Source organism: Paenibacillus sp. FSL M7-0134 (assembly GCF_038007865.1).
Taxonomy (GTDB): Bacteria; Bacillota; Bacilli; order Paenibacillales; family Paenibacillaceae; genus Paenibacillus; species Paenibacillus polymyxa_B.
Genome location: NZ_JBBOXV010000001.1, coordinates 1,591,051 through 1,616,986, shown reverse-complemented (window position 1 = coordinate 1,616,986; position 25,936 = coordinate 1,591,051). Strand labels below are relative to the sequence as shown.

At 44.8% G+C, this 25,936-nt stretch carries 21 protein-coding genes and 1 pseudogene; 2 read left to right on the top strand and 20 right to left on the bottom strand.

Features of this window, described 5'->3' with window-relative positions; all coding sequences use genetic code 11:
* Nucleotides 1-14: 14 nt before the first annotated feature.
* The gene (gene lipA / locus NSQ58_RS07155; RefSeq protein WP_023990211.1) at nt 15-917 is read right to left on the bottom strand and encodes a lipoyl synthase; all 903 of its coding nucleotides are present in this window, start codon (nt 915-917) and stop codon (nt 15-17) included.
* 248 nt (nt 918-1,165) lie between these two features.
* On the opposite strand from lipA, the gene NSQ58_RS07150 reads away from it, so the two are divergent.
* Nucleotides 1,166-2,272 carry a M23 family metallopeptidase gene (locus NSQ58_RS07150; RefSeq protein WP_341057100.1) on the top strand — a complete coding sequence of 369 codons (1,107 nt, stop codon included), beginning with the start codon at nt 1,166-1,168 and terminating at the stop codon, nt 2,270-2,272.
* 47 nt (nt 2,273-2,319) lie between these two features.
* Here NSQ58_RS07150 and yunB read toward each other — a convergent pair whose 3' ends face one another.
* From yunB to NSQ58_RS07060, 18 genes and pseudogenes are all read right to left on the bottom strand, one after another.
* The gene (gene yunB, locus NSQ58_RS07145) at nt 2,320-3,129 is read right to left on the bottom strand and encodes a sporulation protein YunB (protein ID WP_023990213.1); all 810 of its coding nucleotides are present in this window, start codon (nt 3,127-3,129) and stop codon (nt 2,320-2,322) included.
* A 126-nt stretch (nt 3,130-3,255) separates the two neighbouring features.
* Nucleotides 3,256-4,188, bottom strand: coding sequence for an aldo/keto reductase (locus NSQ58_RS07140; protein ID WP_023990214.1), 933 nt, complete (start codon nt 4,186-4,188; stop codon nt 3,256-3,258).
* An 83-nt stretch (nt 4,189-4,271) separates the two neighbouring features.
* Nucleotides 4,272-5,108, bottom strand: coding sequence for a carbohydrate ABC transporter permease (locus tag NSQ58_RS07135; RefSeq protein WP_028541414.1), 837 nt, complete (start codon nt 5,106-5,108; stop codon nt 4,272-4,274).
* A gap of 2 nt (nt 5,109-5,110) precedes the next feature.
* Nucleotides 5,111-6,013 carry a carbohydrate ABC transporter permease gene (locus NSQ58_RS07130; RefSeq protein ID WP_023990216.1) on the bottom strand — a complete coding sequence of 301 codons (903 nt, stop codon included), beginning with the start codon at nt 6,011-6,013 and terminating at the stop codon, nt 5,111-5,113.
* A 32-nt stretch (nt 6,014-6,045) separates the two neighbouring features.
* Nucleotides 6,046-7,410, bottom strand: coding sequence for an ABC transporter substrate-binding protein (locus NSQ58_RS07125; protein WP_023990217.1), 1,365 nt, complete (start codon nt 7,408-7,410; stop codon nt 6,046-6,048).
* A 99-nt stretch (nt 7,411-7,509) separates the two neighbouring features.
* Nucleotides 7,510-9,366 carry a sensor histidine kinase gene (locus tag NSQ58_RS07120; protein ID WP_341057098.1) on the bottom strand — a complete coding sequence of 619 codons (1,857 nt, stop codon included), beginning with the start codon at nt 9,364-9,366 and terminating at the stop codon, nt 7,510-7,512.
* Between the two features lie 23 nt (nt 9,367-9,389).
* On the bottom strand, nt 9,390-10,985 hold the full coding sequence (locus NSQ58_RS07115; protein ID WP_341057097.1) for a response regulator: 1,596 nt from the start codon (nt 10,983-10,985) through the stop codon (nt 9,390-9,392).
* A gap of 70 nt (nt 10,986-11,055) precedes the next feature.
* Entirely contained in the window at nt 11,056-11,745 is a 690-nt protein-coding gene (locus NSQ58_RS07110) for a DNA alkylation repair protein (RefSeq protein WP_023990220.1), read from the bottom strand.
* 19 nt (nt 11,746-11,764) lie between these two features.
* On the bottom strand, nt 11,765-12,382 hold the full coding sequence (locus tag NSQ58_RS07105; RefSeq protein WP_341057096.1) for a DNA-3-methyladenine glycosylase family protein: 618 nt from the start codon (nt 12,380-12,382) through the stop codon (nt 11,765-11,767).
* Nucleotides 12,383-12,444: 62 nt separating this feature from the next.
* A complete protein-coding gene (locus NSQ58_RS07100; protein WP_341057095.1) occupies nt 12,445-13,260 on the bottom strand; it encodes an SPL family radical SAM protein in 816 nt (271 codons plus the stop codon).
* On the bottom strand, nt 13,250-13,792 hold the full coding sequence (locus NSQ58_RS07095) for a methylated-DNA--[protein]-cysteine S-methyltransferase (RefSeq protein ID WP_028541407.1): 543 nt from the start codon (nt 13,790-13,792) through the stop codon (nt 13,250-13,252). The genes NSQ58_RS07100 and NSQ58_RS07095 overlap by 11 nt, the downstream gene beginning before the upstream one ends.
* Nucleotides 13,773-14,378 carry a bifunctional transcriptional activator/DNA repair enzyme AdaA gene (locus NSQ58_RS07090; RefSeq protein ID WP_264454548.1) on the bottom strand — a complete coding sequence of 202 codons (606 nt, stop codon included), beginning with the start codon at nt 14,376-14,378 and terminating at the stop codon, nt 13,773-13,775. The genes NSQ58_RS07095 and NSQ58_RS07090 overlap by 20 nt, the downstream gene beginning before the upstream one ends.
* A gap of 185 nt (nt 14,379-14,563) precedes the next feature.
* Complete coding sequence (locus NSQ58_RS07085; RefSeq protein ID WP_025723624.1) at nt 14,564-16,054, bottom strand: alanine/glycine:cation symporter family protein; 1,491 nt, start codon at nt 16,052-16,054, stop codon at nt 14,564-14,566.
* A 219-nt stretch (nt 16,055-16,273) separates the two neighbouring features.
* Nucleotides 16,274-18,163, bottom strand: a complete 1,890-nt coding sequence (locus tag NSQ58_RS07080; RefSeq protein ID WP_028541404.1) for a beta-glucoside-specific PTS transporter subunit IIABC — start codon at nt 18,161-18,163, stop codon at nt 16,274-16,276.
* Nucleotides 18,164-18,413: 250 nt separating this feature from the next.
* On the bottom strand, nt 18,414-19,244 hold the full coding sequence (licT, locus tag NSQ58_RS07075) for a BglG family transcription antiterminator LicT (protein WP_069080789.1): 831 nt from the start codon (nt 19,242-19,244) through the stop codon (nt 18,414-18,416).
* Nucleotides 19,245-19,521: 277 nt separating this feature from the next.
* Nucleotides 19,522-20,961 carry a 6-phospho-beta-glucosidase gene (locus NSQ58_RS07070; RefSeq protein ID WP_341057092.1) on the bottom strand — a complete coding sequence of 480 codons (1,440 nt, stop codon included), beginning with the start codon at nt 20,959-20,961 and terminating at the stop codon, nt 19,522-19,524.
* Nucleotides 20,962-22,019: 1,058 nt separating this feature from the next.
* Nucleotides 22,020-22,808: a TrmH family RNA methyltransferase gene (locus tag NSQ58_RS07065; RefSeq protein WP_341057091.1), complete on the bottom strand. Its 789-nt coding sequence runs from the start codon at nt 22,806-22,808 to the stop codon at nt 22,020-22,022.
* 82 nt (nt 22,809-22,890) lie between these two features.
* Nucleotides 22,891-23,556: pseudogene (locus tag NSQ58_RS07060) on the bottom strand (potassium channel family protein); the annotation flags it as partial.
* Nucleotides 23,557-23,716: 160 nt separating this feature from the next.
* Between NSQ58_RS07060 and NSQ58_RS07055 the strand changes: the two are divergent.
* Nucleotides 23,717-23,950 (top strand): small acid-soluble spore protein SspI, encoded by a 234-nt coding sequence (locus NSQ58_RS07055; protein ID WP_016819939.1) that lies wholly within the window; start codon nt 23,717-23,719, stop codon nt 23,948-23,950.
* A gap of 151 nt (nt 23,951-24,101) precedes the next feature.
* Here the strand turns inward: NSQ58_RS07055 and NSQ58_RS07050 are convergent, their stop codons facing one another.
* Nucleotides 24,102-25,682 (bottom strand): peptide chain release factor 3, encoded by a 1,581-nt coding sequence (locus NSQ58_RS07050; protein ID WP_013311888.1) that lies wholly within the window; start codon nt 25,680-25,682, stop codon nt 24,102-24,104.
* Between the last annotated feature and the right edge of the window lie 254 nt (nt 25,683-25,936).

Sequence of the window (25,936 nt, the reverse complement as noted above, 5' to 3'; positions counted from 1 at the left end):
CCGCCTTTCCCGGATCAAGCCTGCGAAAGGGCGCCTTCTTCCTTATGCTGAGCGGCTGACTTCACCTGCTCATGCGCTTGGTAGGAGCTGCGGACCAACGGTCCGGATTCGACGTGGCTGAATCCCCGCTGTAATCCCTCTTCCTTTAACTTCGCAAAATCTTCCGGTGGATAATATTTTTGCACATATAAATGTTTCTCGGACGGCTGCAAATATTGACCAATTGTCATAATGTCACAATCGACTTTACGCAGATCATCCATGGTTTGTAAGATCTCGTCCCACTCTTCCCCGACACCTAGCATGATGCTTGATTTCGTTGGAATAGCCGGATTTAATTGCTTCGCACGTTGAAGCAGCTCCAGAGATCGACGGTATTTCGCTTTAGCCCGAACTTTGTCGGACATTCGCTCCACCGTTTCAATATTATGATTCAGAATATCTGGCTTGGCATCCATGACGATTCGTAGCGATTCAATATCGCCCATAAAATCGGGAATCAATACTTCTACACTGCAAAAAGGTAACCGGCGGCGAATCGCACGAACCGTTTCTGCAAATATAGTAGCACCTCCATCTTTCAAATCGTCGCGAGCCACACTGGTTACGACACAGTGCTTCAAATTCATGTTTTCAGCCGCTTCAGCGACGCGTTCAGGCTCCTGCAAGTCCAGTTCCGTAGGCATTCCCGTATTTACTGCGCAAAAACGACACGCACGCGTACAAGTATCACCCAAAATCATAAATGTAGCTGTCCTATTGGCCCAGCATTCATATATATTAGGGCATCGTGCCTCCTCACATACGGTATGTAATGTCTTGGAACGCATCATGCTCTTGATTTCCTGATAGTTATCGCCTGTCGTAAGTTTAATACGAATCCAGTCGGGCTTAGCTTCCTTCACTTTTCTAGACAATGGCATAGACCTTCTTTCTGATAAGCTTAAGCTGTCATTGCCATACATTATAACATGAAAGCCATGGAAAAACCTCCATTCATTGTTCCCTTTTTGATATGACATTGATGCCGGAAAAAGTAAACTCTTTACATGGATAAAAGCGGCGGATATGGCTCAATCTAAACAAAAGCGCCCTATTCACGCTATTGAATACGGGGCCTAGAATTTACCGGGCGATTAAGCCCTTCTATAGGAGGTCGGTTCACGTGCCTTACCCTACGCGGACAGCCCGAGCTGTTCGTTTGTTATCGCTGCTGTTATGCGCTACTACACTGACAACGGCCTGTCCGCTTCCTGCCCATGCCTTTGCCAATCACTTACAGTCCTCGTCCGCCAGAAGCAGCCTGACCGCAAATGTAGATGCTTCACATGTTCAGTCTTCGTCGTATACGTCCAGGCTGGCTCTATATCATTCCATCGAAGCCCTGACTGGAGTTCCTTGGTACAGGCTGGCCGCCATCGACCAGTATGAACGCACACTTACAGTGGCCCATCCCAGGGATCGCAAGCATGCGGAACGGATCATAGGTATTTTCATCACGGGACCAGTCTGGTCCGGCCTGATGAACCCTGATTCGGAGGATCAAAATCCGCGTTCCATTGAACTATTTTCCGGGCTGGGACAAGACGGTTCGGGTGATGGAATCGCTGACCGTAATAATGACAAGGATCTGCTATTCAGCATCGCATCTTATCTCGGAAAGTATGGAAACAACGAGGATGAATTTGGTATTGCCGTTTGGGAATATTACCATAACAGCCGCGCAGTTCAAAGAGTTCAGCAGTTTGCCAAGCTGTATCGGACGTATGGCAAGCTGGATCTGGTCAGTCAAGCTTTCCCCCTTCCTTTAGGCAGCATCTATAGCTACCGCAGCACATGGGGAAGCCGTCGTAGCTGGGGCGGTTACCGTATACATGAAGGAACTGATCTGTTTGCTGGCTATGGAGTTCCAGTTCGCAGTACCTGCTACGGTGTAGTTGAAATGAAGGGCTGGAATCCCTTCGGCGGATGGCGAATCGGAATCCGAGATCTCAACAACCGCTATCACTACTATGCGCATCTTTCCGGCTTTGACAAAACCGTCCACAACGGAGACATCGTTACACCCGGTCAGACGGTTGGCTGGGTCGGAAGCTCAGGCTATGGAAAACCCGGTACCCAAGGCAAGTTTCCACCGCATCTGCACTATGGTATATATCGGGACAATGGCTGGGCAGATTGGTCCTTTGACCCGTATCCGTTATTAAGACAGTGGGAACAGACCGAACGCAAAGCGCTAGAAACAGGAAAAACAAAAGGGACCTCCTCATAGGGTCCCTTTTGTTTTTCCTGAGCGTCTCACGTCAGTCCCCCTCTGCTCTATGGCGTTGGGGACTGACTGGAGGTGTTTTGGTCTTCCTGTACCTCTGGAACACTTACTGTGCTGGGATCTACAGCGCCGCTACTCTCTATGGAATGGGGAGGCAACGCCAACTGCGGAGCGGCTGCACCATTTTTACCCACTGGTTTCCCCTGATTGTCATAGTAGTACATCGGAACGTTGCCTACCACTAATAAATAAGAAACCGGAATTTCCGTCTCCACAATCTGAGGTTGCATCTCAAACGGTATAACCACGGACACTTCCGTCGTAATCCGAATGTACACTTCCACCAAGATCATGTTTATGCCCGCATCCTGTTGACGGGTATTTAAATCCACCTTGATTGCTCCATGCGGCTCCACCTTTAGGGGGACCGTTGGTCCATAAGCTGCCAACAGTGGACTGCCCAATGCCTGACCAATCGGAACACTCTCATCAAAATGGCTCATGCTGTCCATCGTTGCCTTGACTGCTTTGAGCGTGTCTGACGTAATTCTCATATGCTCTGCATAATTCAGAACAAAGCCGGAGGTTCTTCCTTGTGCATCCGTTCTCCATTCGATCAAATTATCAGCCGTCTTACCCTGCTCTACCTGTGCTGTAATTGCTGAATTAATAGCCTCCGTCGCCATTTGTTTGACCCGTACTTTTGCCAGGTGCATCATAGGCGGCTTCAAATGCTGCTCCACATAAGCAGCCACCTGTATGATTCCCACCAGCAGCGCCAGTACCACAATCAAAAATACTCTACGTCTGCCGCGTCGCCTTCTATTGGGTGCGCTGTGCCATTGCGGTCTTCTCATCATCCGATCCCCCCGCAGCGTTGGACTTACCCTACAAGGATATGCAAGGGAGGGACGAAAAAGAAGCCGCCCGTCCGGCAGCTTCTCTAGATGGAATACATATACAATTGCAAATTTCAGGTACACTTATTATTTGAAAATGTGGTCAATCTTTTCGATATCAGCCTGACTCAATTGGACATTTAGCGTCTTCAAATTCGCCAGCACCTGCTCCGGCCCCTTCGCCCCTGGAATGAGGGCATCAATCGAATCGCGGGTCAAATACCATGCGAGCACAACATGAGCAACCTCTGCATTCAACGCATTGGCAATCTCCCTTACCTGCTCCACTTTGTCCAAATTACGAGCAAATGCATCTCCCTGAAACAGTGGATTTTTTGCTCTGATGTCCGTGAAGGTCATGTCTTTCGTATACTTACCACCCAGCAATCCTGAGGCTAGCGGGAAATAAGGCACAAACGAAATGCCATTTTCCTTGGTATAAGGCAGCAGATCCTTCTCAGCTTCCCGTTGAAACAAATTATATTGGGATTGGAGCACATCTACATAACCGTCGCTATTCGCATCCTTAAGTTGTTCAATGGAAAAGTTAGATACGCCAATAGCCTTGATTTTGCCTTCGTCCTTAAGCTTCTTCAGTTCTCCGACCGCTTCTGCCTTCGGCGTTGCTTCGTCCGGGAAATGGATATAAAACAGATCGATATAATCGGTCTGCAATCTTTTCAGGCTGGATTCAACGGATTCACGTAAAAAAGCAGGCGAGTTGTCAAAAACGACCTCTCCGTTCACAAATTTGTGTGCACCCTTCGTGGCAATAACAGCTTTATCACGCTGACCACGCTCTTTCAATACCTCACCAATCAACCGTTCCGAGTGCTCAGGTCCATAAATAAAAGCCGTATCCAGAAAATTGATGCCGTTGTCCAAAGCTGTGCGAACGACTTCTTTACCCGTTTCATCATTCAAACCGGAAAAGAGATTATGTCCTCCCACCTTATTTGCACCCAAACCAATTGGTTTTACATATAGATCTGTTTTGCCAATACGCACTTGCTCTGCCAATTCACGTCATCTCCTTTTCGAAAGTTACTTCCATTTTAATATTAAATTCCAAAAAAATCAAAGTGCGTACCTGGCAGTTGTTCTCATCCTTTAATCCCCGTCAAGGCAATCCCTTCCATAAAATACTTCTGTCCTATGGCAAACAGAATAATAGCAGGCAAGACTACAATTAAAGATGCGGCCATCAAAACGCCCCATTGAGCCGAATATATTCCCTGAAATTGCTGCAGCCCAATCGCCAACGTAAATTTGCTCTCATCATTAAGGTAAACCAGCGGCCCCATAAAATCATTCCATGTATTCAAAAACGTAAACAATCCAATGACCAAAATCGCCGACCTCGACAAAGGCAAAATAATACGGGTGAAAATCGTAAAATGATTGCCTCCATCCACAAATACAGCTTCATCCAGTTCTCGCGGTAGCGTCATGTAGAATTGTCTTAGCAAAAAAATATTAAAAACGCCTCCACCAAAAAACGAAGGTAATACCAATGGAACGTACGAATTAACCATGCCTAATGCCTGCCAACCAATAAATGACGGAATCAGCGTGACTGCAAACGGCAGCATCATGCTGCTTAATAACAAGGCAAATACCTTATCTCTTCCCTTCCATCTCATTCGCGCAAAGCTATAGGCAGAAATGGTACTCGACAGAAGTACACCCGCCAAAGTACCCGCAACGACGATAAATGTATTCACAAAATAGCGCCCAAAGGATAACTCTTCAAACGGCTGTAAAAAATTCTCGAATACAAAAGGCTCTGGAATCCATTTCGGCGGGATCAAAAAAATCTGACTTAAATCCATCATAGAGCTTCGCACTAGCCAGTAAAAAGGAAACATACAAAACAGTGAGCCCACTATGAGAACTGCGTAGAGCAAAACCCTGCTCCAACTCCAACCGCGTTTTTTCATGTTCATGCCCCCCCGCCTTCGTAATACACCCATTTTCGGGCCGTCTTGAACAGAAAGGCAGTGAATACCAAAACGACAATAAAGAGCACCCAAGCAATAGCACAGGCATAACCCATATTCGAAAAAGTAAATGCCTCGCGGAACAAATAAAAGGTATAAAACAAGCTGGAGTTATTGGGTCCACCCTGAGTCATGACGTAAGGTTGAACAAACACTTGAAACCCACCGATGAAGCCCATAATCGTATTAAAAAAAATAGTGGGCGATGTCAATGGAATTGTAATATACATAAGCTTATGAAGAGCGTTTCCACCGTCAATTTCAATGGCTTCATAATAATGTCTAGGGATATCTTGCAAGCCTGCCAGAAAAATAATCATGGTTCCTCCAACGGTCCACAAACTCATTAAAACCAGAGTAGGAACTACTGACCCTTCGCTATATATCCACTGACTTTCAGGCAAATGCAGCGCACGCAATACCACATTTAGCAAACCAAGATCCGGATCAAACAGCCACATCCAGATCATAGACGATGCTATGAGTGGCACAATGGTAGGGAGATAGAAAACAGTTCTGAAAAAAGCCAGACCTTTTACCTTTTGATTAAGCAATATCGCCAAAAAGAAAGCTACAATAATTTGCAAGGGCACACTCAGGAACACATAATAAAACGTAACCCCGAGTGATTTATAAAAAAATTGATCCGTACCGTCAAATAAGTGAACGTAATTATCCAGACCGATAAAATGGGCCTGTGAAGCAACCTTGTAATCGGTAAGACTGAACCAGAGACTAGCGATCATCGGTCCCAGAACAAAAATGACAAAGCCGAGAATAGCAGGGGCGGCAAAAAGCCACCCCAACCAATTTTCCTTCTTACGAATAGAAGATAATGATTGCATTCTATCCCTCTCTTTCTGTCAAAACACTCACCCTATTCTTTTGGATACGTCCCTTTAAATTCCGCGTTAGCCTTTGCGGAAACCTCCTTGAATGCTTGCTCCACCGTTTTCTTGCCCAGCCATACCTGATCCAGCGCCGGGTTAATGATAGCATTGATTTTTTCCGAGTTTTTCAGATAATAGTCGTAAGAATTGACACCGTTATGCAGCGTTTGGTTCATGACAGCATCACGGTAACCATCGGCATGACCTGGTTTGACATCGGCCCATTTGCTAATCAAGTCTGGTTCGGTGTACCACTTTTTCATGACAGGCATCCACAATCCGCTGGAATGCATGTCAAGTCCGCTTTCAGCATCCAGCAAGAATTTATAAAACATCCATGCTTCTTTAGGATGTTTGGTTTTGGCAGAAATCACTTCCGGTTCGCCAAACAGGATCGTTTTGCTGCTCTTCAGCTTGGGTAACACGCCTACACCAAAATTCACCTTCGATTCTCCAAGATCCAATTGAACCCACTGTCCATCCAAATCCATCGCTACACGCTTACTTTGTAGTGCTACGGCCGGGGAAGGTATATTTTTGGACTGCGTTGGCGACGGTGCCACATGATAAACGTTGATCAGATCAGCCATTTTCTGAACAGCTTCAATCACATCAGGGCTCTCAAGATTAAGCGAGTCCCCTTTGTCTGAAATGACACTTGCGTTATTGGAAGGCACAAGCAAATGCCACATCCATGTATCAAACCGAACTCCATACTGTTTAATGTTACTTGCATCGAAATTGGGACTGAGCGCATTATTTCCCGCTTTATCAATGGTCAGCTTTTGTGCTGTCTCTAAAAACTGCTCCCATGTCCAAGCCTCCTCAGCCTTTACTGGCGGCAAAGCAACACCAGCCTCATCAAACAAATCTTTATTGTAATAAAGCGCGAAAGCTTCCTCAGTTACCTTGATCCCAGCCACTTTGTCCTTATCCCAATAGATGACTGAATTAGGAATAAGACTTTCCTTCGTTAGCTCCTTATCCTCCTTCAAAAATTCATTTAAATTATATAGTTTGCCTTGTTCAGCCCATTGCAGAGCCTGTGCTTTATAAATGGGAAATACATCGGGTGCCTGATTGGCGGCAAACATCGTCGTTAATTTGGTTACGTAATCCCCGGGGATATGCATATAGTTAATTTTGATCCACGGATATTTCTCTGTAAATTTTTTAGCGATTTCCTGCTGAACCTTCTTTTCATTGGTGCTACCCCAACTGGCATAGGTCAGTGTCACTTGCTCGTGACCCTGCAAATCAACTGGTTTGCTGCTGCTCTCATTTGAACTACAGGCTGACATAAGCCCAACGATCAAGCACATGCAGACGATCCATAATTTTCGTTTTAACAAGAGTAACGCCCCCAAACCGTTTATTTTTTTATCTTTTCGTTTGTTGTTTCGTCACTAAACTCATTTTAGCAAACGCTTACATTTTTAAAAGTCGTACTCTCATTGGATTGGTGTCATTTGATTAGATCTATGAATTTCTCCGATGCGAATCAGGACGAATGTCCCTTTACCTGCTGGCGAGTGGAGCGTAACGCCATAATCCATTCCATATAATAGCCGTACTCTTCTGTCTACATTTTTAATGCCCGTTGATCTGATTTCTCCAGCTTGAATTCGGCGTATATGTTCTTCTTGAATTCCTAATCCATTATCCTCCACTTTAAAACACACCAATTGCTTCTCGATCCAGGCTGTGATCCTAATCAGACCCCCTGATTCCATTTCGGCGAAGCCGTGAATAATTGAATTCTCCACAAAAGGCTGCAAGAAAAGTTTGGGAACCTCCACCTGAAGCAAAATGGGATCAATATCATATTCCACCGTGAACTTGTCCTCAAAGCGATTCTGCATAATATAAATGTATTTTTCCAGCCAATTCAGATCGGTTTCCAAACTCCATGTATCGTTTTTATTTCGAGTAGTAATTTGCAGCATTTCCGCCAGACTAATGATCAATTGGCCTAGTTCCTGCTGTTTATGTTCTAAGGCGATCCAATACATGGTCGTTAAAGTGTTATACAAAAAATGGGGATTCAGCTGTAAATTAAGTGCCATTAACTCCGACTCTTTGGCTCGTAGACGTGACTTGTAATTTTCCTCGATTAAATCTTTAATTTTTTCATTCATTTGATTAAACCGAATCACCAGGTCTCCCAATTCATCATAGCCACGTACAGGAATTCGAATATCAAAATGTCCCTTCTCCATTACTCTCATCGCCTGTTTCATATCCGTGATGGGCTTACTGATATAAACAGACAGTAAATATGCAAGAATAACAGCAACGAGCATCATAAAACCTAAAAAAAACACCGTGTAGGTGCGAATCGTTGACAGATGTCCCAATACATCTTCCATGGGAATGGCTATATAAGATACCCAGCCCGTCGTCTTCATCGCTTCGTAAACCAGTAATATGCTTTGACCTTTAACGTTTACCATTTTCATCCCTTGTTCCGAAGTAATGGCATCCTTAAGCCAATCCGCCACGGGCTCCCCCACTTGTTGCTGTCCATTCGAACTCATGACCATCCCATTTTTATCATGAATCATGCCATAGGATAGATGTGCAAATCCGCTGCGGGCTGCATAATCTTCAAAGCCCCCTTTTAACAAGTCAGGACGAAAATTCAATATAAGTATAGGTTTTTCCTTTCCCTCCGGAAGCGTATGAAAGGTTCCAGCATCATCTAATGCAGTCAAATGGAGCTGCTTTACCACAGCAAATAAAGAACTAAACTCATAGGAGCCTCGTTTTAAATCCTGCTGATGGAATGTATCGGCATACGAATAAGCGGGAATCCATTGGGTAGCCCCTTCTGCTTCCACCGCCGTTGTTGCCAACGGAGAAGAATAGAACGGCTGAACGGGAATATACATCCGATCAGTGCTTCCATATGCATAATTTTGCGTCATAATTTGGGAAGCATACACTTCCTCCATATTGCCAAAGTATCTGTACAAAATTTTTGTAATGCTGCGATCAGCTCGTAACAGCGATGAAGAATCCGTAGTATCCACGTTCATAATGGTCTGAAGAAGATCATGGTCGATCGGAATCATATCTACGGTTTTTTGAATAGCTGTCAGCTTGTTATCCAGCAGCTGGTTATTACTACGCAGAACGCTTGTAACGCTATCTGTTACATTTGTAGTAATATTCCGTGCGCTCGTTTCAAAGTAAACGAAACCTAGGATCAAAACGATAAAACCAGACAACAAAAAATAGGACAGCATCAATTTCGTACGAAAGCTACTGTCCAAAAATTTTTGATACATATATTTAACTTGGCGCATCGTATCTTCCTTTCACCTAACAATCAGTTGAATTTCCTACGAAATTCTTCCGGCGTGTGCATTACGTTTTTTTTGAACACTTTAAAAAAGTATTTGATATCTTTATAACCAACCTGTCTACTAATTTCTGCGACCTTGGCGTCTGTATGCAGCAGTAAGTGCTGAGCCTTTTGCATTCTGAGCTTCACCATATATTCCGTGAACGAGAGCCCAAAATAATTTTTGAACAGAATGCTAAAATAGGACGCATTATAGTGGAAGCGCCGGGCCACGATCTCCAGACTTAGGTCTTCATGTAGATGCGCATCTAGAAATTCCTTGCACTTGTTCATAATGGGTTCGCCTTTGGAGCCGCTATGAAGCTCAAGAATCAGCTCTTTTAACCATGTTGCAACACCATCCTCAAGATTCCGAAGACAGGTGGCCCCTTCGACAGCTTTGTTCAAACGTTCCGAGAAACGTGAGTAGACTTCCTCACTCCACCCTATATTTAACCGTTGTAAACTAACCAACAGAAGGCGTACCAATTTAGCTTTAAGCGCTTCAGGTGCAGGATACCCTTGTGTCATTTGTCCAATGAAATTTTTCACCTGACCCAATAGCTGATCGGGCTCTCCATTAGAGATAGCGCTTTCAATGAATTTAAAAAAGGCCCTTTGTTCGTGTGCGCTCATTTCCTGTACTGGCTGCTCATCATCTGAAACGACAAGGTTCAAACATCTGATGTGAGGTGTATAAAAACGCATGGAGATCAGGCCAACGGCCTTTTCGTGAGATTGGTTTATTTGCATTTCATCAAAATCAAAAGACTGACCCCAAGCAAACCAGATTGAAATCGCTTGCTGTTGCTCCAACTTTTTCAGCCCAGCTTGAAGGGCGCTTTTGGCCTCCTTGCTTTCAGCCCTATCCTTCCAATTCACTACTGCAACCACATGGTCTTTACGGGATTCGAGTGGAAACACGACAGAAGACGCCCAAGGTCGCAATATTTCAACAACCGTATTACGGAGCTGAGAATCCCACATATGTATATCATCCGGGTGGGCTGCCGATGCTCCCAACGCGAGAACTTCTCCTACCCCATGCCATCCAAAGTGACTCTTTAATAGGATTTTCTCATTAGGCTGTAATTTGTCTGTCACGCATCTGCTAAACAAATGCTCCACAAATGCAGGCATACTCTGCTCAATCTGATTCAACGCTGTTTGATTCCCAATCAGTGCTTCTTGTTCCTCTACAATGATCTTCTCCATGTGTTGAATCACTTCAATGAGCTGTTGCGATTGCACTGGTTTCACCAAATAATCATTCGCCCCGTACCTCACCGCCTGCTGTGCATAGCTAAATTCCTGGTAGACTGTCACTAAAATAACTTTGGTCTCATGCTGACCGGATGTTCTCAATTGTTGAAGATATTCAAGTCCATTCATGATCGGCATTTGAATATCTGTAAAAACGATTTGGATCGGTTTGGATAACGAAATGGTCAGAGCATCTTTCCCGTTCTTGGCTTCCCATACCTCGTATTCGGGACGTAGATCCCTGACCATGGCAGCCAAACCTCGACGCTGTCTAGTTTCATCATCCACAACAAGTACTCCCAGCGGGATCGAATTCACTGACTCCCCTCCTGTTCGTTTTCATACACGCATTTTTTTTCAGTATAACACTTACAGGTGGGAGCCGATCCTATTTTCTTTTTCGCTTCATACCGCGGATAGTCGTTTTCGTTGCCTGATCCACCCGATATGATTCCGTGATTTTTTGCAGTGCTTTGTTGAAGGTAAAATCATCCAATGTATTATGACTTAAATACGCCATTGTTACCTCGGGCAGCTTGATATAACAGATCGATATCGCCCATGCTACTGCCATTTGTACATAATAATCCTCACGATGGGTCTGATCCAGTAAAGTAAATACCCGGTTCATATACTGTTCCTCAATATAAAAATTTAGAAGCATAACCACACCAAACCGAATTTCATATTCTTTCTTGGAGAATAGATAGGGCTGAATAAACTCCCATACCCGTTCTTTATGATGTTTCGTGATTTTCAATCCGGCACAGAAGCTGTCACATACGGACCAATTATCAATTTTAGGAACAAACTTGGCGGTATAACTCAAAACTTCCTCTATATCTGTTTTTACAGAACCAATCACCATACCTTGCAGCATTACTTCTTCGAAGTGTTCACTTTCAGCGGTCTCCAGGTAGAGACGCCAATCTCCTTTGGCAATATTTTGAGCTAGCTTACGCAGCACTGGCAGACGTACACCCAGCACATTATTAATCGTCGGAAGCAATGCAGCCGTAAATTTCTGAAAATCCGCATCCACGTATGACAGTATCTGTTCTCTGATTGTTTTCTCCATCGTTTCCACTCCCTGATTCTTAACGAAATGAAATACTCCACAAATAAATAGAGGCCACCGAACCATAAGGCGAATAAACTCGGCGGTACTCCTCAAATTGCTGCTTGGTCAATGTATCTAGATGGTACAACTTCATCATTCCCCGTCGAATAGCCATATCGCCCCAACTGACGACATCTGGACGCTCCATACAATTAATCAGCATCATTTCAGCCGTCCAAGGTCCTATCCCTTGCAGCGAGGACAATTTCTGGATCACCAGTGCATCGGAAAGCTCATATAATTCCTGTAAATCCAACAGGCCCTGCTCGATCGTTTGGGCTATATTTAGAATACATGTGGCCTTTTTCATGGTGATGCCACAGCTTTGAATTTCTAAAGCCGTCTGAACGGCTATATTTTGTGGAGTAATCACCCCTAACTTCTCCTGTATCCTTGCCCATATGGTTTGAACCGCCTTGGCCGATATAAGCTGTCCCACAATCGCATGAACGAGCGCCGCGAACAGGTCGGGAATGATGATCCGTTCTACCTTGCCCATTTGCGTCATCGCTGCACCAAGTACGGTGTCTACGTTTTTTAGATAATTGATTTCCTTTTCTCCATAATCAAAGTTTTTGGTCATTACGGTTTGCATTCGTTCTCCCGCTGCCCCCTTATATGTTCACTCATGATTCAATGGCATGGACTGCTTTTACATCAAGGTTCGAATCCTTCTTTGCTCACATAGAGCTGCTCTTTCGGGAAAACATGGAGAAAACGTTCATAAACCGCCTTATAGGCAGCAGGATGATACCATTCTTCCAGCCCCAATGACTCGTACAACGCACCAATTTTTAAGCTACGCGTTCGTCTTCCCCCACTGCCGTCTCCCATAAAATAATCATCAATACAGACACGGTTGACCAGAGGCAACAGCTTATCTGCAAAATGTTCACTGCTTGGAAGCATCGGAGCAATCGTAGCTTGCGTCGGTACACCTGCCTCCCTTAAAAGATGCAGCGTTTGGAGACGAGCCTGGATGGGAGGAGCCTCCGGGGTAAAATGTTTGCGTATATCTTCTCGATCTGTTTCTACAGTCATACTCACACGAACACGATTCCCCAATCGAAGCAGTAAATCGGTATCCCGCTGTACCAGTGGACTGCGCGTCTGTAAAAAGAGAAAATCAGGTGGATCCTCCACCATCACCTCCAGCAGAGACCGGGTCACCTCTTCCTTGTACTCGGCAGGCTGATAAGGATCTGTGCTTGATGACATAAAAATCGTGACTTTACCTTTCGATTTGGCTCTGCGAAGCTCCTTGCGAAGAATATCTGCCGCCTGTTTTTTAATATCAACCCATGTCCCCCAAGCTTCCTTCCGAAATGTGGAGACTGGCAATTGGCGTACATAGCAATACGAGCAACCAAAGGTACAACCTGTAAACGGGTTCAACGAATGTGTATACCCTGACAAGAAGCCAGTCCCTTTATTCAGAAGAGTCTTGGGGGATTTGTAATACTCATTTTTCATACTGAACCGATGCCACACTTTCCTTTTCGAGCTGCAAAAGCTTCACCTTCATGTCCAACCCACCCCGATATCCGGTCATAGCTCCATTTTTACCAATGACCCGATGACAAGGGACGGTGACCAAAATCGGATTAGCACCGATGGCAGCCCCCACCGCACGAACAGAGGCTGGCTTTTGAATAGCGTTGGCAATGTCTGAATAGGATACTGTTTCCCCATACGGAATATCACACAACGCATTCCAAACCGCCATCTGGAACGCAGTCCCATGAAAGTCAAAGGGCAATGTAAATTGGGTCCGCTCCCCTTGGAGATATTCAATCAGCTCCTTGGCATAGGGCTGTAAAGCAGCATCCTCTTCAACTAAAGGACTGCCGGGAAATCGCCTTCCCGCCCATGAAAATAATTCCTCTACAGGTTGATTGGGCGAACCTACATAACATAGTCCTTCCGATGTAGCTGCAATATATAAATTCCAATCCTCATGTGTCAACAATGACCAATAGATCGTTTTATTTATTTGCTGTGCCATGCTGTGTACCTCCATTTTGTGTTGCTTTCGATTTGAGTTGGCGATATTGCAATGGGGTGTAGCCTGTATTCTTTTTAAATAACGTAATAAAGTAAGGTGCATTGGACAGACCTACGTTCTCCCCCACTTCCGCAACAGATATATCTGAGCAAATGAGCAGCTTCTTCGCTTGTTCCAACCTGGTCTGCTGTATATATTCCATTGGAGTTAGATGCATAATCCGCTTGAAGGTACGATGTAAATGATACGGACTTCCATGACTTATCTCAGCCAGGATGTGCAATGTTAAGTCCTTCATATAGTTAGAATTCACGTATTCTGTAACCAGTGCGATCCATTCATGATCAGGCAATCGTTGTCCTGTCGGTTTACATCTTTTGCATGGACGAAAATGCTGGGCCAATGCCTGCTCTGCTGTTTTAAAAATACGGATGTTCTCTCTTTTGGGAGGTCTGGATTTGCAGGAGGGGCGACAAAATATTCCCGTTGTCTTCACAGCGTACAAAAATACCCCATCATATGACTTGTCGTTTTCTACAATAGCTCTCCACTTGTCGTCAGTTATGGATAAATCGGATGTGCTCATTCAAATCACCTCTCTTGTGCAATGTGGCCTCCCCACATATCTATGGCAGAATTTTTCTAAATCCGTCTGTCTAAATTATAGACTAAATAGTGAACATATGTACCCCTCTTGGAATGTAAAGGCAAGATAACGAAAAAAAGATGACTCCCCGCGGAGCCACCTTTGATCTTACTTATCTATCTTATTTAGGCTTGCAGCTTGCTCGGTTTGGCGGTAATCGTCAACTCATCTGAAGGAGGCTGATATTCCTTTGACCAATACTCGGCATTTGAAATACCTGCCTTCTCCGGGTCAAACACCGGGTCCAGCCCTTGCCTCTGCTGCTGTTCGTAATCCTTAAGCACAAGAAGAGCAGGCTTGGCTAACAGAATCATAGCAATCAGATTCACCCAGAGCATAATACCGACCCCCATATCCCCCAGTGTCCACGCCAACGCCGATTCCTTGACGACCGTTCCATAGAACGTCGAACCCAGGATAACCAGCTTTAGAACGAACATGGGCCATTTGGCTTTACGGTCGGCAACCAGGTAGGCCATATTCGTTTCTGCGATGTAATAATAGGCGATAATGGTCGTAAATGCGAAAAAGAACAAGGTAATGGACAGCAGACTCGATCCAAAACCGGGAAATACTGATTCAATAGCAGCCTGTGTATATTGGGTTCCCTCTTCAACACCCGGGAGATGCTGTACAATAAAATCGCCACCAGGTCCCTTCACGTTGTACATACCTGTGAATAAGACCATAAAAGCCGTAGACGTACAGACTAAAAAGGTATCCACATACACGGAAAATGCCTGAACTAGCCCCTGTTTTGCGGGATGAGACACTTCCGCGGCTGCTGCCGGATGCGCACCTGAGCCTTGCCCGGCTTCGTTGGAGTAAATGCCCCGTTTTACGCCCCAGGCAATCGCCGTCCCTGCCATACCGCCGAACACAGAATCCACGCCAAAAGCACTGCGAAAAATCAGCGAAAATACATCGGGAAGCGCAGTAATATTCGTCATCATAATATAAAAAGAGACAAGGATGTAGCCAAGTGCCATAAACGGAATGACAACCTGAGCCACATTGGCAATCCTTTTTACACCACCAAAAATGATAAGCGCCAGCAACACGACTACTACTATCCCAGAAACCTTCATATCCATGCCAAACGAGCTATGAAAAGCTACGGCAATAGAGTTCGATTGAGTTCCCGGCATCAGTAAACACATCGCGACCAACGCAGCAACCGCAAAAATGACGGCAAACCATTTAAAGCCTGTCCCTTTTTCAATATAAAAGGCCGGGCCGCCTCGGTACTGTCCATCGCGCTTTACCTTATATACCTGAGCCAGTGTGGATTCAACAAACGCAGTAGCCGATCCGATAAAAGCCATGACCCACATCCAAAATATCGCCCCGGGTCCACCCATACCGACTGCCAATGCAATCCCAGCAATATTTCCCGTCCCAACACGCCCCGATAGCGCCATCGTAAAGGCCTGAAAAGAGGATACACCTGCCTCTGAACTTTTCCCTTTAAATACTAGACGGATCATCTCTTTGAAATGCCTGATTTGTAGGAATCGAGTCATGATCGAAAATAATAGTCCCACACCCAAACAGACATATACCACAGGATTGCTCCAAATGACGCCGTTTACTGCCTCTGCCCACTGCTCTAACATTCCTTGTATTTCCCCCTGATCAATCAATTGATTTTCTAGTCTATGTTTTCAGAAAATTTGCATAATTACAAAAAATTATAGATTAGTTTTTACCACCATACAAGTTAATTTAATTGACATATTGTCAATTACAAGTGAGCTTACCGGCTACATAAAATGACGACAAAAAAGCTCTGATGATCCGGGAATGTGGACCATCAGAGCTTTATTCTTAAGACTTCAGGCGATGCCCTCTTTCTCATTTGAAGCACTAGACAATTTCAACAGTGGGGACTGCTCCGTTACCTCTCCTTGAGCGATTGGAAGGATCTCGACATATTGGGAAGAGTTTGTAATGATAACTGGCGTAATCGTAGGATAACCCTCTGCCCTGATTTGCTCAACATCAAACTCAAGCAGTAGATCCCCAGCTTTTACCTCGTCGCCTTCTTTGATATGGGAAGTAAAATATTTACCGTCAAGCTTGACTGTATCTACTCCAACATGAATCAAAACCTCTGCGCCATGGGGTGAAACAATCGCAAGCGCATGTTTTTTCTTGAACGCCACAGTGATGGTTCCATCGAAAGGGGCCACGACTCTGCCCGTTGTCGGTTGGATGGCGATACCTTTGCCCATAGCCTCTGAAGCAAATGCAGGATCTGGAACTTCTGTTAGAGCTACCACAGTTCCTTCAATCGGGCTAAGTACCTCTTCATTGGAAACATCGGTTGGTGAGGTTGATTCATTAGCCGAATTGTCGGTGGTTTCTTCCGCTTCGACCGGGTCCTCAAATCCTAAAATATAGGTCAAAATTGCCGACACCAGAAATGAAACCGTAATCCCTAAAATCAATCCCGGGAATCCTTGTCCACCGGGGCCGTAAAAGATCGGCAAGGTCAGCAATCCAGGTGCGCCGGAGGCAAATGCTTGCGTTCCCGCTTGACCGATAATGGCACCACCGGCGGCGCCGCCGATAATACCTGCAATAAACGGACGTTTCAGTGGCAACGTAACCCCATAAACTGCTGGCTCCGTGATGCCGAATAAAGCGGTAAGTGTAGCGGAACCCGCCAGCGTTTTCAGCTTTTTATTTTTCGTTTTCAGCATAACACCGAACGCTGCGCCGGTTTGAGCAAAGACGGAAGCCGAAGCAGCGGGCTTAATGCCATCCCGGCCGTTGACAGCAATGTTATTAATAAATACAGGTATAAGCCCCCAGTGAACACCAAAAATAACGAGCAGCTGCCAGCAAGCACCAAGGATTGCTCCAGCCAGCAACGGACTAAAGCTGAACGCAGCAACGAGTGCGGTAGCGATTGCGTTGCCCACATACACCCCGACTGGACCAAAGACCATCAGGGTCAGAGGAAGCATAATTACAAGTAGAATCAAAGGTGTAATAAAGTTTTTAACGCTCTCGTGGATCACTCGATTGCACCATTTTTCCAGCTTACTCATGACGATGACGGCTAAAATGATCGGAATAACGGTAGATGAATAACTCATCATAACAATAGGAATACCGAAAAAGTCCGTAGGTGTACCTTCCGTTTTTAGCGTGACAATGGTCGGGTAAAGCAACCCTCCGGCAATGGTCAGGGCAACGAAGATATTACCACCGAATTTCCGTGCCGTTGTAACCGCTAACAAGAGAGGAAGAAAATAAAACAAACTGTCGGCCGCAGCATACAAAATCATATAGGTAGTGTCTTTCGGTAGCAACCAGCCGAGGTTGCTCGCAATCAGCAGCAGACCTTTCAGAATACCGGACCCCGCCATAACTCCGAGCAACGGTGCAAAAATGCTGGAAATTACGTCGATTACGGCGCCAAATCCTTTGTTGCCTTTAGCAGAATGATCTTCTTTTCCAGTTTCATTCAAAATATTGGATACTTTGCCGATTGCATTATATACCTCTGGTACTTTGTTGCCGACTACAACCTGGAACTGACCACCGCTTTGCTTTACCGTGATAATTCCATCGGTTTTTTCCAGCTTTCCCTTGTCTGCTTTTGCCTCATCTTTTAGCACAAAACGCAGGCGAGTGGCGCAGTGAACGAGCGATATTACATTTTTTTCGCCACCTACCAGGTGTACAATTTCCTTAGCCAGTTTTTCATTACTCATGATGGACACCTCCATGTTCTAAGGGGCTTTTTACATATTTAGGCACACAAAAAACCTAAGCCTTGAAAAATGGTGGGCACTTTAGTCCCGCAATTTTTCATGACTTAGGTTTTGCCTGCATAACCAGTAACAATCCCAGTTAAAACTTATTAAATTCCTGTTACTCTCATAATATAACCAATCTACCATATTTGTCAACAAAAACTTTTAATCGTCTATTCTTGGTCTTTTTTCGTTGAAAACGTTCGACTTATCTATTCACCACCCGTTCAATATGCACGGTCAGATACAATTTTTCTTCGTTCGTCAATTCGTGGTTGTATTCTTTTTGCACAAAAGCTCCGATTTTCTCTGTACAAGCAGCCGCTTCCTTATGCTTTTCCTTAATCATGTCATACAAATGATCATAGTTATTTTCGTAGTGATTTCCCTTAAATACGCGCTGAGCGAAAAATTTCAGATGCGTAATAAAGCGGAAATAGCTCAGAGAGTCCTCGTCAAAATCGACCTTAAAGTGATATTTTGCAATATTGATAATTTGCTGGATAAACTTCGTGATACTCATGGTCGTAATGACTTCCTCGTTCATTTCAGCATTCACGATGTGAATCGCAATATAAGCTGCTTCGTCCACAGGCAGTTCAATACCGAGCCTTTGTTTGATTTGCTCCAACGTTTTCAGACCAATTACGAATTCTTCTTTATATAGCTGCTTGACTTCCCACAATAACGCGTTTTTGATTTCCAATCCTTCCCGGTATCTTTCAACAGCGAAATTAATATGATCGGTCAGCGAAACATAAATATTTTCGTTCAGCTTTCTGTTCAGATTATGCTTGGCATCATTAATGACTTCCTCCACAATCACGATCAAATCAAGCGGTACCTCACGCAACAACATTTTAAAGTTATCGGACGTCTGCTTGTTTTTCAGGGCAAATACCTTCTGAATTCTGGTTTCGTCTACTTTGTCTCCAGGCTTTTTCTTAAAAGCAATCCCCCGACCCATTACCACGAGTTCGGTACCGTCCGTCTGGTAGACGCTGATTACATTGTTGTTGATGACCTTTGCTATGTTCATCTCGATCCCCCGTTCCATATGCCAGCAAGAGCCACACTTGCTCCATCCTCTTTATTGTAAACAGAAAAAAAACCGAAGCACGCCAAATAAACAAGACTGTAACATCTTCTTATTTGTGGCTTAGGTTTTGCCTGCTACGCAGTAACAATCCTAAAAATGATGGAATTGCGTCAAGTATAGCCCGAAGAGGAACGATTGTCAACGCTTTCAATGAAGAAACGAAGATCGGAAATCCCCGTGGGCCCGGGACGTCCGATCCTATTTTCTTGTGGTACGATTATTCGCCCAGATTTTCGCCGTCGGAATGAATTACGTTTTTGTACCAGTGGAAGCTTTTCTTTTTAATACGTTTCAACGAACCGCTTCCTTCGTTGTCGCGGTCCACATAAATATAACCGTAGCGTTTTTTCATCTCTCCTGAGGAAGCACTGACAATGTCAATAGGTCCCCAACTTGTGTAACCGATAATTTCGACTCCGTCTTGAAGAGCCTCACCCATTTCGGCAATATGCCGCTTGAGATAGTCGATCCGGTAATCGTCGTTAACTTCTCCTTCAGGCGAAACCACATCATTGGCACCAAAACCGTTTTCCACTACGAACAGAGGCTTTTGGTAACGATCATGCAATTGGTTGGCTGTGATGCGGAATCCTTTTGGATCGATCGTCCAGCCCCATTCGGACTTGTCCAAATATGGATTGGCCACGGAGCCAAATACATTACCACTGGTCATGTTCTTCACGATTTCCGGGTCTGTGCTGGTCGTCCGGCTCGAATAGTAGCTGAATCCGATATAGTCAACGGTATGATCTTTCAGAATGGCTGCGTCGCCTGATTCCATCTCAATGTTTAATCCATGATCCTTGAAGAAGCGCTTCGCATAACCAGGATATTCGCCGCGTGACTGTACATCAATGAAGAAGTAGGACTCGCGGTCTTTTTCCATGCCCTGATACACATCTTCGGGATTACACGTATACGGATAGAAGCTACCGGCAGCAAGCATACAACCAATCTTGGCATCCGGGATAATCTCGTGACACGCTTTTACAGCCAGCGCGCTTGCCACAAGCTGATGATGTGCAGCCTGATACTGAATCTGTTTAACGTTTTCACCTTCTTGAAAAACAAGACCGGCGCCGAGAAACGGCAAATGGAGAAGCATGTTAATCTCGTTGAATGTCATCCAGTATTTCACTTTATCCTTATAGCGGGTGAATACTGTTTTAGCATAGGTTTCAAACAGGCCTACCAGCTTCCGGCTCCGCCAGCTTCCATATTTCTCGACTAGATCCACTGGCACGTCAAAATGAGCGAGGGTAACGACTGGCTGAATGCCATGTTTATGCAACTCGTCGAACAAGTCATCGTAGAATTGCAAACCTGCTTCATTTGGAGTAGCGTCTTCTCCTGTTGGAAAAATACGAGCCCAGGCAATGGAAACACGTAGCGCCTTAAATCCCATTTCTGCAAATAGCGCGATATCCTCGCGATAGTGGTGATAGAAATCAATGGCTTCGTGGGAAGGATAGAATTCGCTATCAAGTGGAGTCAGCGAGGGAACATTCCCTTTCATTATGCTTCTTCTCTTCTCTCCGGTAGGCAACAGATCCACCAGACTCAATCCTTTACCGTCTTCCAAATAAGCGCCCTCGGCCTGATTGGCAGCAAGAGCACCGCCCCATAAAAAGTCTTTAGGAAAAATATAACTGGACATAAACGTTCTCCTTCCAAATGTGTGATAAAGGGGTTCCTAGAGGGTGGTGATGGATATAAAAAAACCCAAACCAGCCTGTATACACTTGCAGTGTAAACAAGCCAATTCAGGTTATGCCCTATCGGTAACATCCCATGAAAAGGTTATACGTATTTGATTGAAACTCTAACAAAGATTTGGGAACCTGTCAAATTCATTTGATATAATAACACGCAATTAACAAACCAACAGCATTACGTCAATCGCCTATTGGGTAATGAGTAGAACCATGAAAGAAACCCCAGATAAACGACTTTACGAAAGATACCTGGCTGTTCGCCTTCGTCTGGAAGGGCACATGTTTTCGGAGATCGGTGATCTACTCAGTCGCTAATTTAAAATATTTTGTTGCAAGAAATTTAGAAAATCCCTTTGCATAGAGCCAAGAGGTATAATTTTTTTGATTATCTTGAACCTCCAATGCTGTCCTTTACTGTTAAATGACCATATTGCAGAAGACAGATATATGGAATGATATTTTTGTTCTTGTAAATCAGCTACTTCAAATTCAACTTTTTGTACTACTTTAGTGGAAAATAGATTCAGGAAAAGGATAATAATTTTATCATTATTTAGGAGTAATATAGCTCGACTTGTCCAAGCCGAAAGGCTTTGAGGAGTTGAATAGCAGATAAGCATGTTAGGTTCTCTATGCGATTCAGTTAGCTTATCAATAGTTTTTTTGTTAATGAATATCATAATCAAATACCTTTCTATTTGTTACTATATAAACCGCAATTAAGATCATAACCTAACCAGTAGCCGACCAATTGTTTCTAGCGGTTGTTCATTGATTCGTTTCATAAACCGGCCGGCATGAACTTAATCTTATAAAACCTCTAAAAAAACACGTTATTCGCCACATTGGATTTAAGCCATAGCCCCTCGACTGGATCAGGTTGGGACTATAGGGCGGAAGAAAGGCCAGGTGCAGGCGTGGATGTTCCTAGTCTCAATTGACAATATAAATAGTCCCATTTGATGTTATAAACCACACCAGCAGCCCCGTGTTTATTCTCTTAGTTTCGTTGTCTCATCGCCTCAAATAATAGCACCGTAGAAGCCATCGCTGCGTTCAGTGATTCCGCTTGCCCCTGCATCGGAATGAATACCGACTCATCCACCATGCGCGCGGTAGCAGCAGAAATACCTTGGCCTTCGTTTCCGATCACAAGCCAAGTGGAAACACGCAAATCTATGGTATAGCATGACAAGCTCGCATCCAGTGAGGTGCTGAGCAAGCGGGCACCTTTACTTTTGGCCTCCGGTAAAAGCTCCTCCAGACTGCCTTCAATCACTGGCAGGTGAAACAACGATCCCATCGTGGAGCGGATCGTTTTGGGATTGTAAAGGTCGGCGCAGCCATGACCCAATATTACGCCTGCGGCTCCAGCAGCGTCCGCGCTGCGGATGATGGTGCCTACATTGCCGGGGTCCTGCACCCCGTCCAGCACCATCACCAGTGCATCCGGCTGCTCCAGCAATGCCGGGAATGCGCTGCGCTCCTCCTTACGTACGATGGCAAAGACCGACTGCGGCGTCTTCGTATCGGTGCATTTTGCAATGACCGCCGCTGACACGGGAACCCATTCCACCGGCTGGTCGGCTGGATCCAGGCCATTCAGCTCGGCGGGAATGCCCTTGTCCAAATCATAGGCGACGGTTTCGACAGCCGCGTCTGAACGCAGCGCTTCCTGCACCAGATGAATACCCTCGACAATATATTTATGCTGCCGTGTGCGATGCTTTTTCTCCAGCAGTTGCGCCCACTCTTTTACACGCGCATTATTCGGTGAAATGATTTCCATTCGTTTAACCTTCCATTTCTTTGTCCGTTTCTTAAAAATAAATAATGTATCACTTCACTTGTACTTGAACATCAAGCCTTCATTAGGCTACAAATGCCAGCTCCAGCTTGGTCAGATCATCCTTGTGGCCCACAATGACCAGTACATCACCCGGCTCCAGACGATCTTCGGCATAAGGTGAAATATTCATTTCCTGATTTCTACGAATCGCCATCACATTGCAGCCGAAGCGTGCACGTATGTCTAGCTCCTTCAGGTTTTTGCCAATCATGGAATCGGCGGCTCTCATCTCCAAAATACTGTAGTCCTTGGACAGCTCGATATAATCCAAAATGTTGGGAGATGTCAAATGATGGGCTACCCGTAACCCCATATCCCGTTCAGGATAAACGACTTTATCCGCACCTATTTTTTGCAGCACTTTCCCGTGCAATTCATTTTGTGCCTTGACCACAAGAGCTGGTACGCCCATGTCCTTGAGAATCAATGTCGTCAGAATACTGGCCTGTATATCTTCGCCAATCGCAACTACAATTACATCAAAATTACGGATACCTAGCGCTCGTAGCGCTTCCTCATCCGTCGAGTCGGCAGACACCGCATGCGTCACAATATTCGACATTTCCTGTGTACGCTGCTCGTCCGAGTCAATAGCCAGCACATCAAAACCCATCTCACTCAGCGCACTGGCAACACTGGAACCAAAACGGCCCATGCCAATGACCGCATACTGTTTTTTTGCCATTCCTTCTTTACCTCCCGATCACCATACTGTCCGTCATAGTATAGCATATCATGCTACAAACATAAATTTTGACATACTTATGCCAAATGCTTCTTCATGTATACTGGACAACAGCCCAAGCCATAATACATTCGACCACTACTACAACATACGGGAGGTTCACATGCCCATTACAATGGATTTACGACAAGCAATTGTTCACAAAGTACACGGCAAATCAGAAGCTGATCTTACGGACATGATTATTGGGTCAGTGGACGGACCGGAGGCCGCTTTGCCTGGATTGGGTGTCATTCTTGAAATTGCTTGGAAGCATATGAGTCCAAACCAGCAGCACGATTTCGTCCATTTGGCACATGAACAAATCGATAAAATCAAACCCGTACCTTTAACCTAGCTCTAGCTATTTAACTTTTTGTTCCGATTTAATTGTGCTCATTATTTTACCCGTATTCGAAAATGAGAATAGTCCACTCGCATTAACATCGAGTGGACTATTCGTTGTATACACTAAATGACTGAGATCTAACGGTTCTGCATACTCAATCTTATGGAGCCATTTCCAAAAACTTAGCTGTCGGGTTTTTCTCCATAGCCGTACGCATGGCATACTCGTTTTCGAACAAGGCAACATAATTGCCCTTCTTATCCTTTACCAGCGTAGAGTTAATACGGAACTTGCTCGGATCAATCTGATCATCCACAATCCAACGTGCAAATTGGAATGGCATACGCTGAAGCTGTACATCAACGCCATATTCACCCTTCATGCGGTACTCAAATACTTCAAATTGCAGTTGACCGACAACACCTAGTAGCGTATCGTCAAAGCTTACCGTACGGAACACCTGAATCATACCTTCCTCGGTCAACTGGTCAATACCCTTCAGATACTGCTTGTGCTTCAAGGCATTTTTCACCGTTACCTTGGCAAAAATCTCAGGCGAAAAGGTCGGCAATTCATCAAACACAACCTCGCTACCTTGGCTGAGTGAATCACCAATACGGAAAATACCCGGGTCAAACAATCCTATAATATCGCCAGGAAAAGCCTCCTCGACAATATCACGGTCCTGTGCCAGGAACTGCTGTGGCTGAGACAGCTTAATCTCCTTGCCCATCCGTACATGCTTAACACTCATCCCGCGTTGAAACTTACCGGAGACAATACGCAAAAATGCAATACGGTCACGGTGAGCCGGGTTCATGTTCGCTTGAATTTTAAATACATAGCCGGTAAACTTTTCGTTTGTTGGCTCAATTTCCCCAGCTGTACTACGGCGCGGCTCCGGTTTAGGAGCAAGCTGAAGGAAGTTTTCCAAAAATGTTTGTACACCAAAATTATTAATCGCACTGCCGAAGAATACAGGTGTTAATTCTCCACGCTGTACTTTTTCCATGTCAAAAGGGTCACCCGCGACGTCAAGCAACTCCAAGTCTTGGCATAATTGGTCATGCAAATATTCGCCCGCCATCTCACGAATGATTGGATCATTGTAATCTTCCACTTTTTGTACTTTGATCGTGGAATGGTCATCTCCCTGAAACAGCTCGACCTGATTTTTGACACGGTCATAGACACCACACAACTCGCGTCCTGTACCAATCGGCCAATTCATAGGCACCGAACGGATGCCAAGCACCTGCTCCAGCTCCTCCATCAAATCAAAAGGACTGCGTCCCTCACGATCCAGTTTGTTAATGAAGGTGAAAATCGGAATTCCACGCTTCGCACAAACTTGAAACAGCTTAATCGTTTGCGCTTCCACACCTTTCGCTACGTCAATCAGCATGACTGCACTATCTGCTGCTGTTAATGTACGATACGTGTCTTCACTGAAATCCTGGTGACCTGGGGTGTCCAGAATATTGATGCGGTGACCATTATAATCAAATTGCATTACTGAGGATGTTACAGAGATCCCCCGCTGTTTTTCAATCTCCATCCAGTCACTCGTGGCGTGTTTGCTTGCTTTACGCGCTTTAACTGAACCAGCAAGACGAATCGCGCCCCCGAACAGCAGCAGCTTTTCCGTCAGTGTCGTTTTACCCGCATCCGGGTGAGAAATAATCGCAAACGTACGCCGTTTGTCGACTTCCTGTTGAAGTATATCTGTTGTTTTACTCATTTCACATATCCCTTCATGATCAAATCCATTGCATTACTGCTCAAGCTATTCATAAAAAGGCCATGACGCACGCCTGTTTTCATAAGTTCATCGGCTCTATGGGCTATATTGCCATTAGCTCCAGTATTCGGCGCACTCCGTTACCATATTCATTATAAATACGATCAATTTACATGTTTTAGCCTGCCTTTAACTTATAATCAGTTGCAAACCGAAAACCTGAGACTAAGCTATTATAGCACACTCCGAACGCA

Coding starts and splice junctions, on each gene's coding strand:
- NSQ58_RS07130 (WP_023990216.1), bottom strand. CDS start 6,013: ATGCAATCATTATCTTCTATTCGTAAGAAGGAAAATTGGTTGGGGTGG.
- NSQ58_RS07120 (WP_341057098.1), bottom strand. CDS start 9,366: ATGCGCCAAGTTAAATATATGTATCAAAAATTTTTGGACAGTAGCTTT.
- NSQ58_RS07135 (WP_028541414.1), bottom strand. CDS start 5,108: ATGAAAAAACGCGGTTGGAGTTGGAGCAGGGTTTTGCTCTACGCAGTT.
- NSQ58_RS07050 (WP_013311888.1), bottom strand. CDS start 25,682: ATGAGTAAAACAACAGATATACTTCAACAGGAAGTCGACAAACGGCGT.
- yunB (WP_023990213.1), bottom strand. CDS start 3,129: ATGATGAGAAGACCGCAATGGCACAGCGCACCCAATAGAAGGCGACGC.
- NSQ58_RS07065 (WP_341057091.1), bottom strand. CDS start 22,808: ATGGAAATCATTTCACCGAATAATGCGCGTGTAAAAGAGTGGGCGCAA.
- NSQ58_RS07090 (WP_264454548.1), bottom strand. CDS start 14,378: ATGAGCACATCCGATTTATCCATAACTGACGACAAGTGGAGAGCTATT.
- NSQ58_RS07095 (WP_028541407.1), bottom strand. CDS start 13,792: ATGGCACAGCAAATAAATAAAACGATCTATTGGTCATTGTTGACACAT.
- NSQ58_RS07055 (WP_016819939.1), top strand. CDS start 23,717: ATGCCCATTACAATGGATTTACGACAAGCAATTGTTCACAAAGTACAC.
- NSQ58_RS07070 (WP_341057092.1), bottom strand. CDS start 20,961: ATGTCCAGTTATATTTTTCCTAAAGACTTTTTATGGGGCGGTGCTCTT.
- licT (WP_069080789.1), bottom strand. CDS start 19,244: ATGAACATAGCAAAGGTCATCAACAACAATGTAATCAGCGTCTACCAG.
- NSQ58_RS07105 (WP_341057096.1), bottom strand. CDS start 12,382: ATGCAAACCGTAATGACCAAAAACTTTGATTATGGAGAAAAGGAAATC.
- NSQ58_RS07085 (WP_025723624.1), bottom strand. CDS start 16,054: ATGTTAGAGCAGTGGGCAGAGGCAGTAAACGGCGTCATTTGGAGCAAT.
- NSQ58_RS07080 (WP_028541404.1), bottom strand. CDS start 18,163: ATGAGTAATGAAAAACTGGCTAAGGAAATTGTACACCTGGTAGGTGGC.
- NSQ58_RS07100 (WP_341057095.1), bottom strand. CDS start 13,260: ATGAAAAATGAGTATTACAAATCCCCCAAGACTCTTCTGAATAAAGGG.
- NSQ58_RS07110 (WP_023990220.1), bottom strand. CDS start 11,745: ATGGAGAAAACAATCAGAGAACAGATACTGTCATACGTGGATGCGGAT.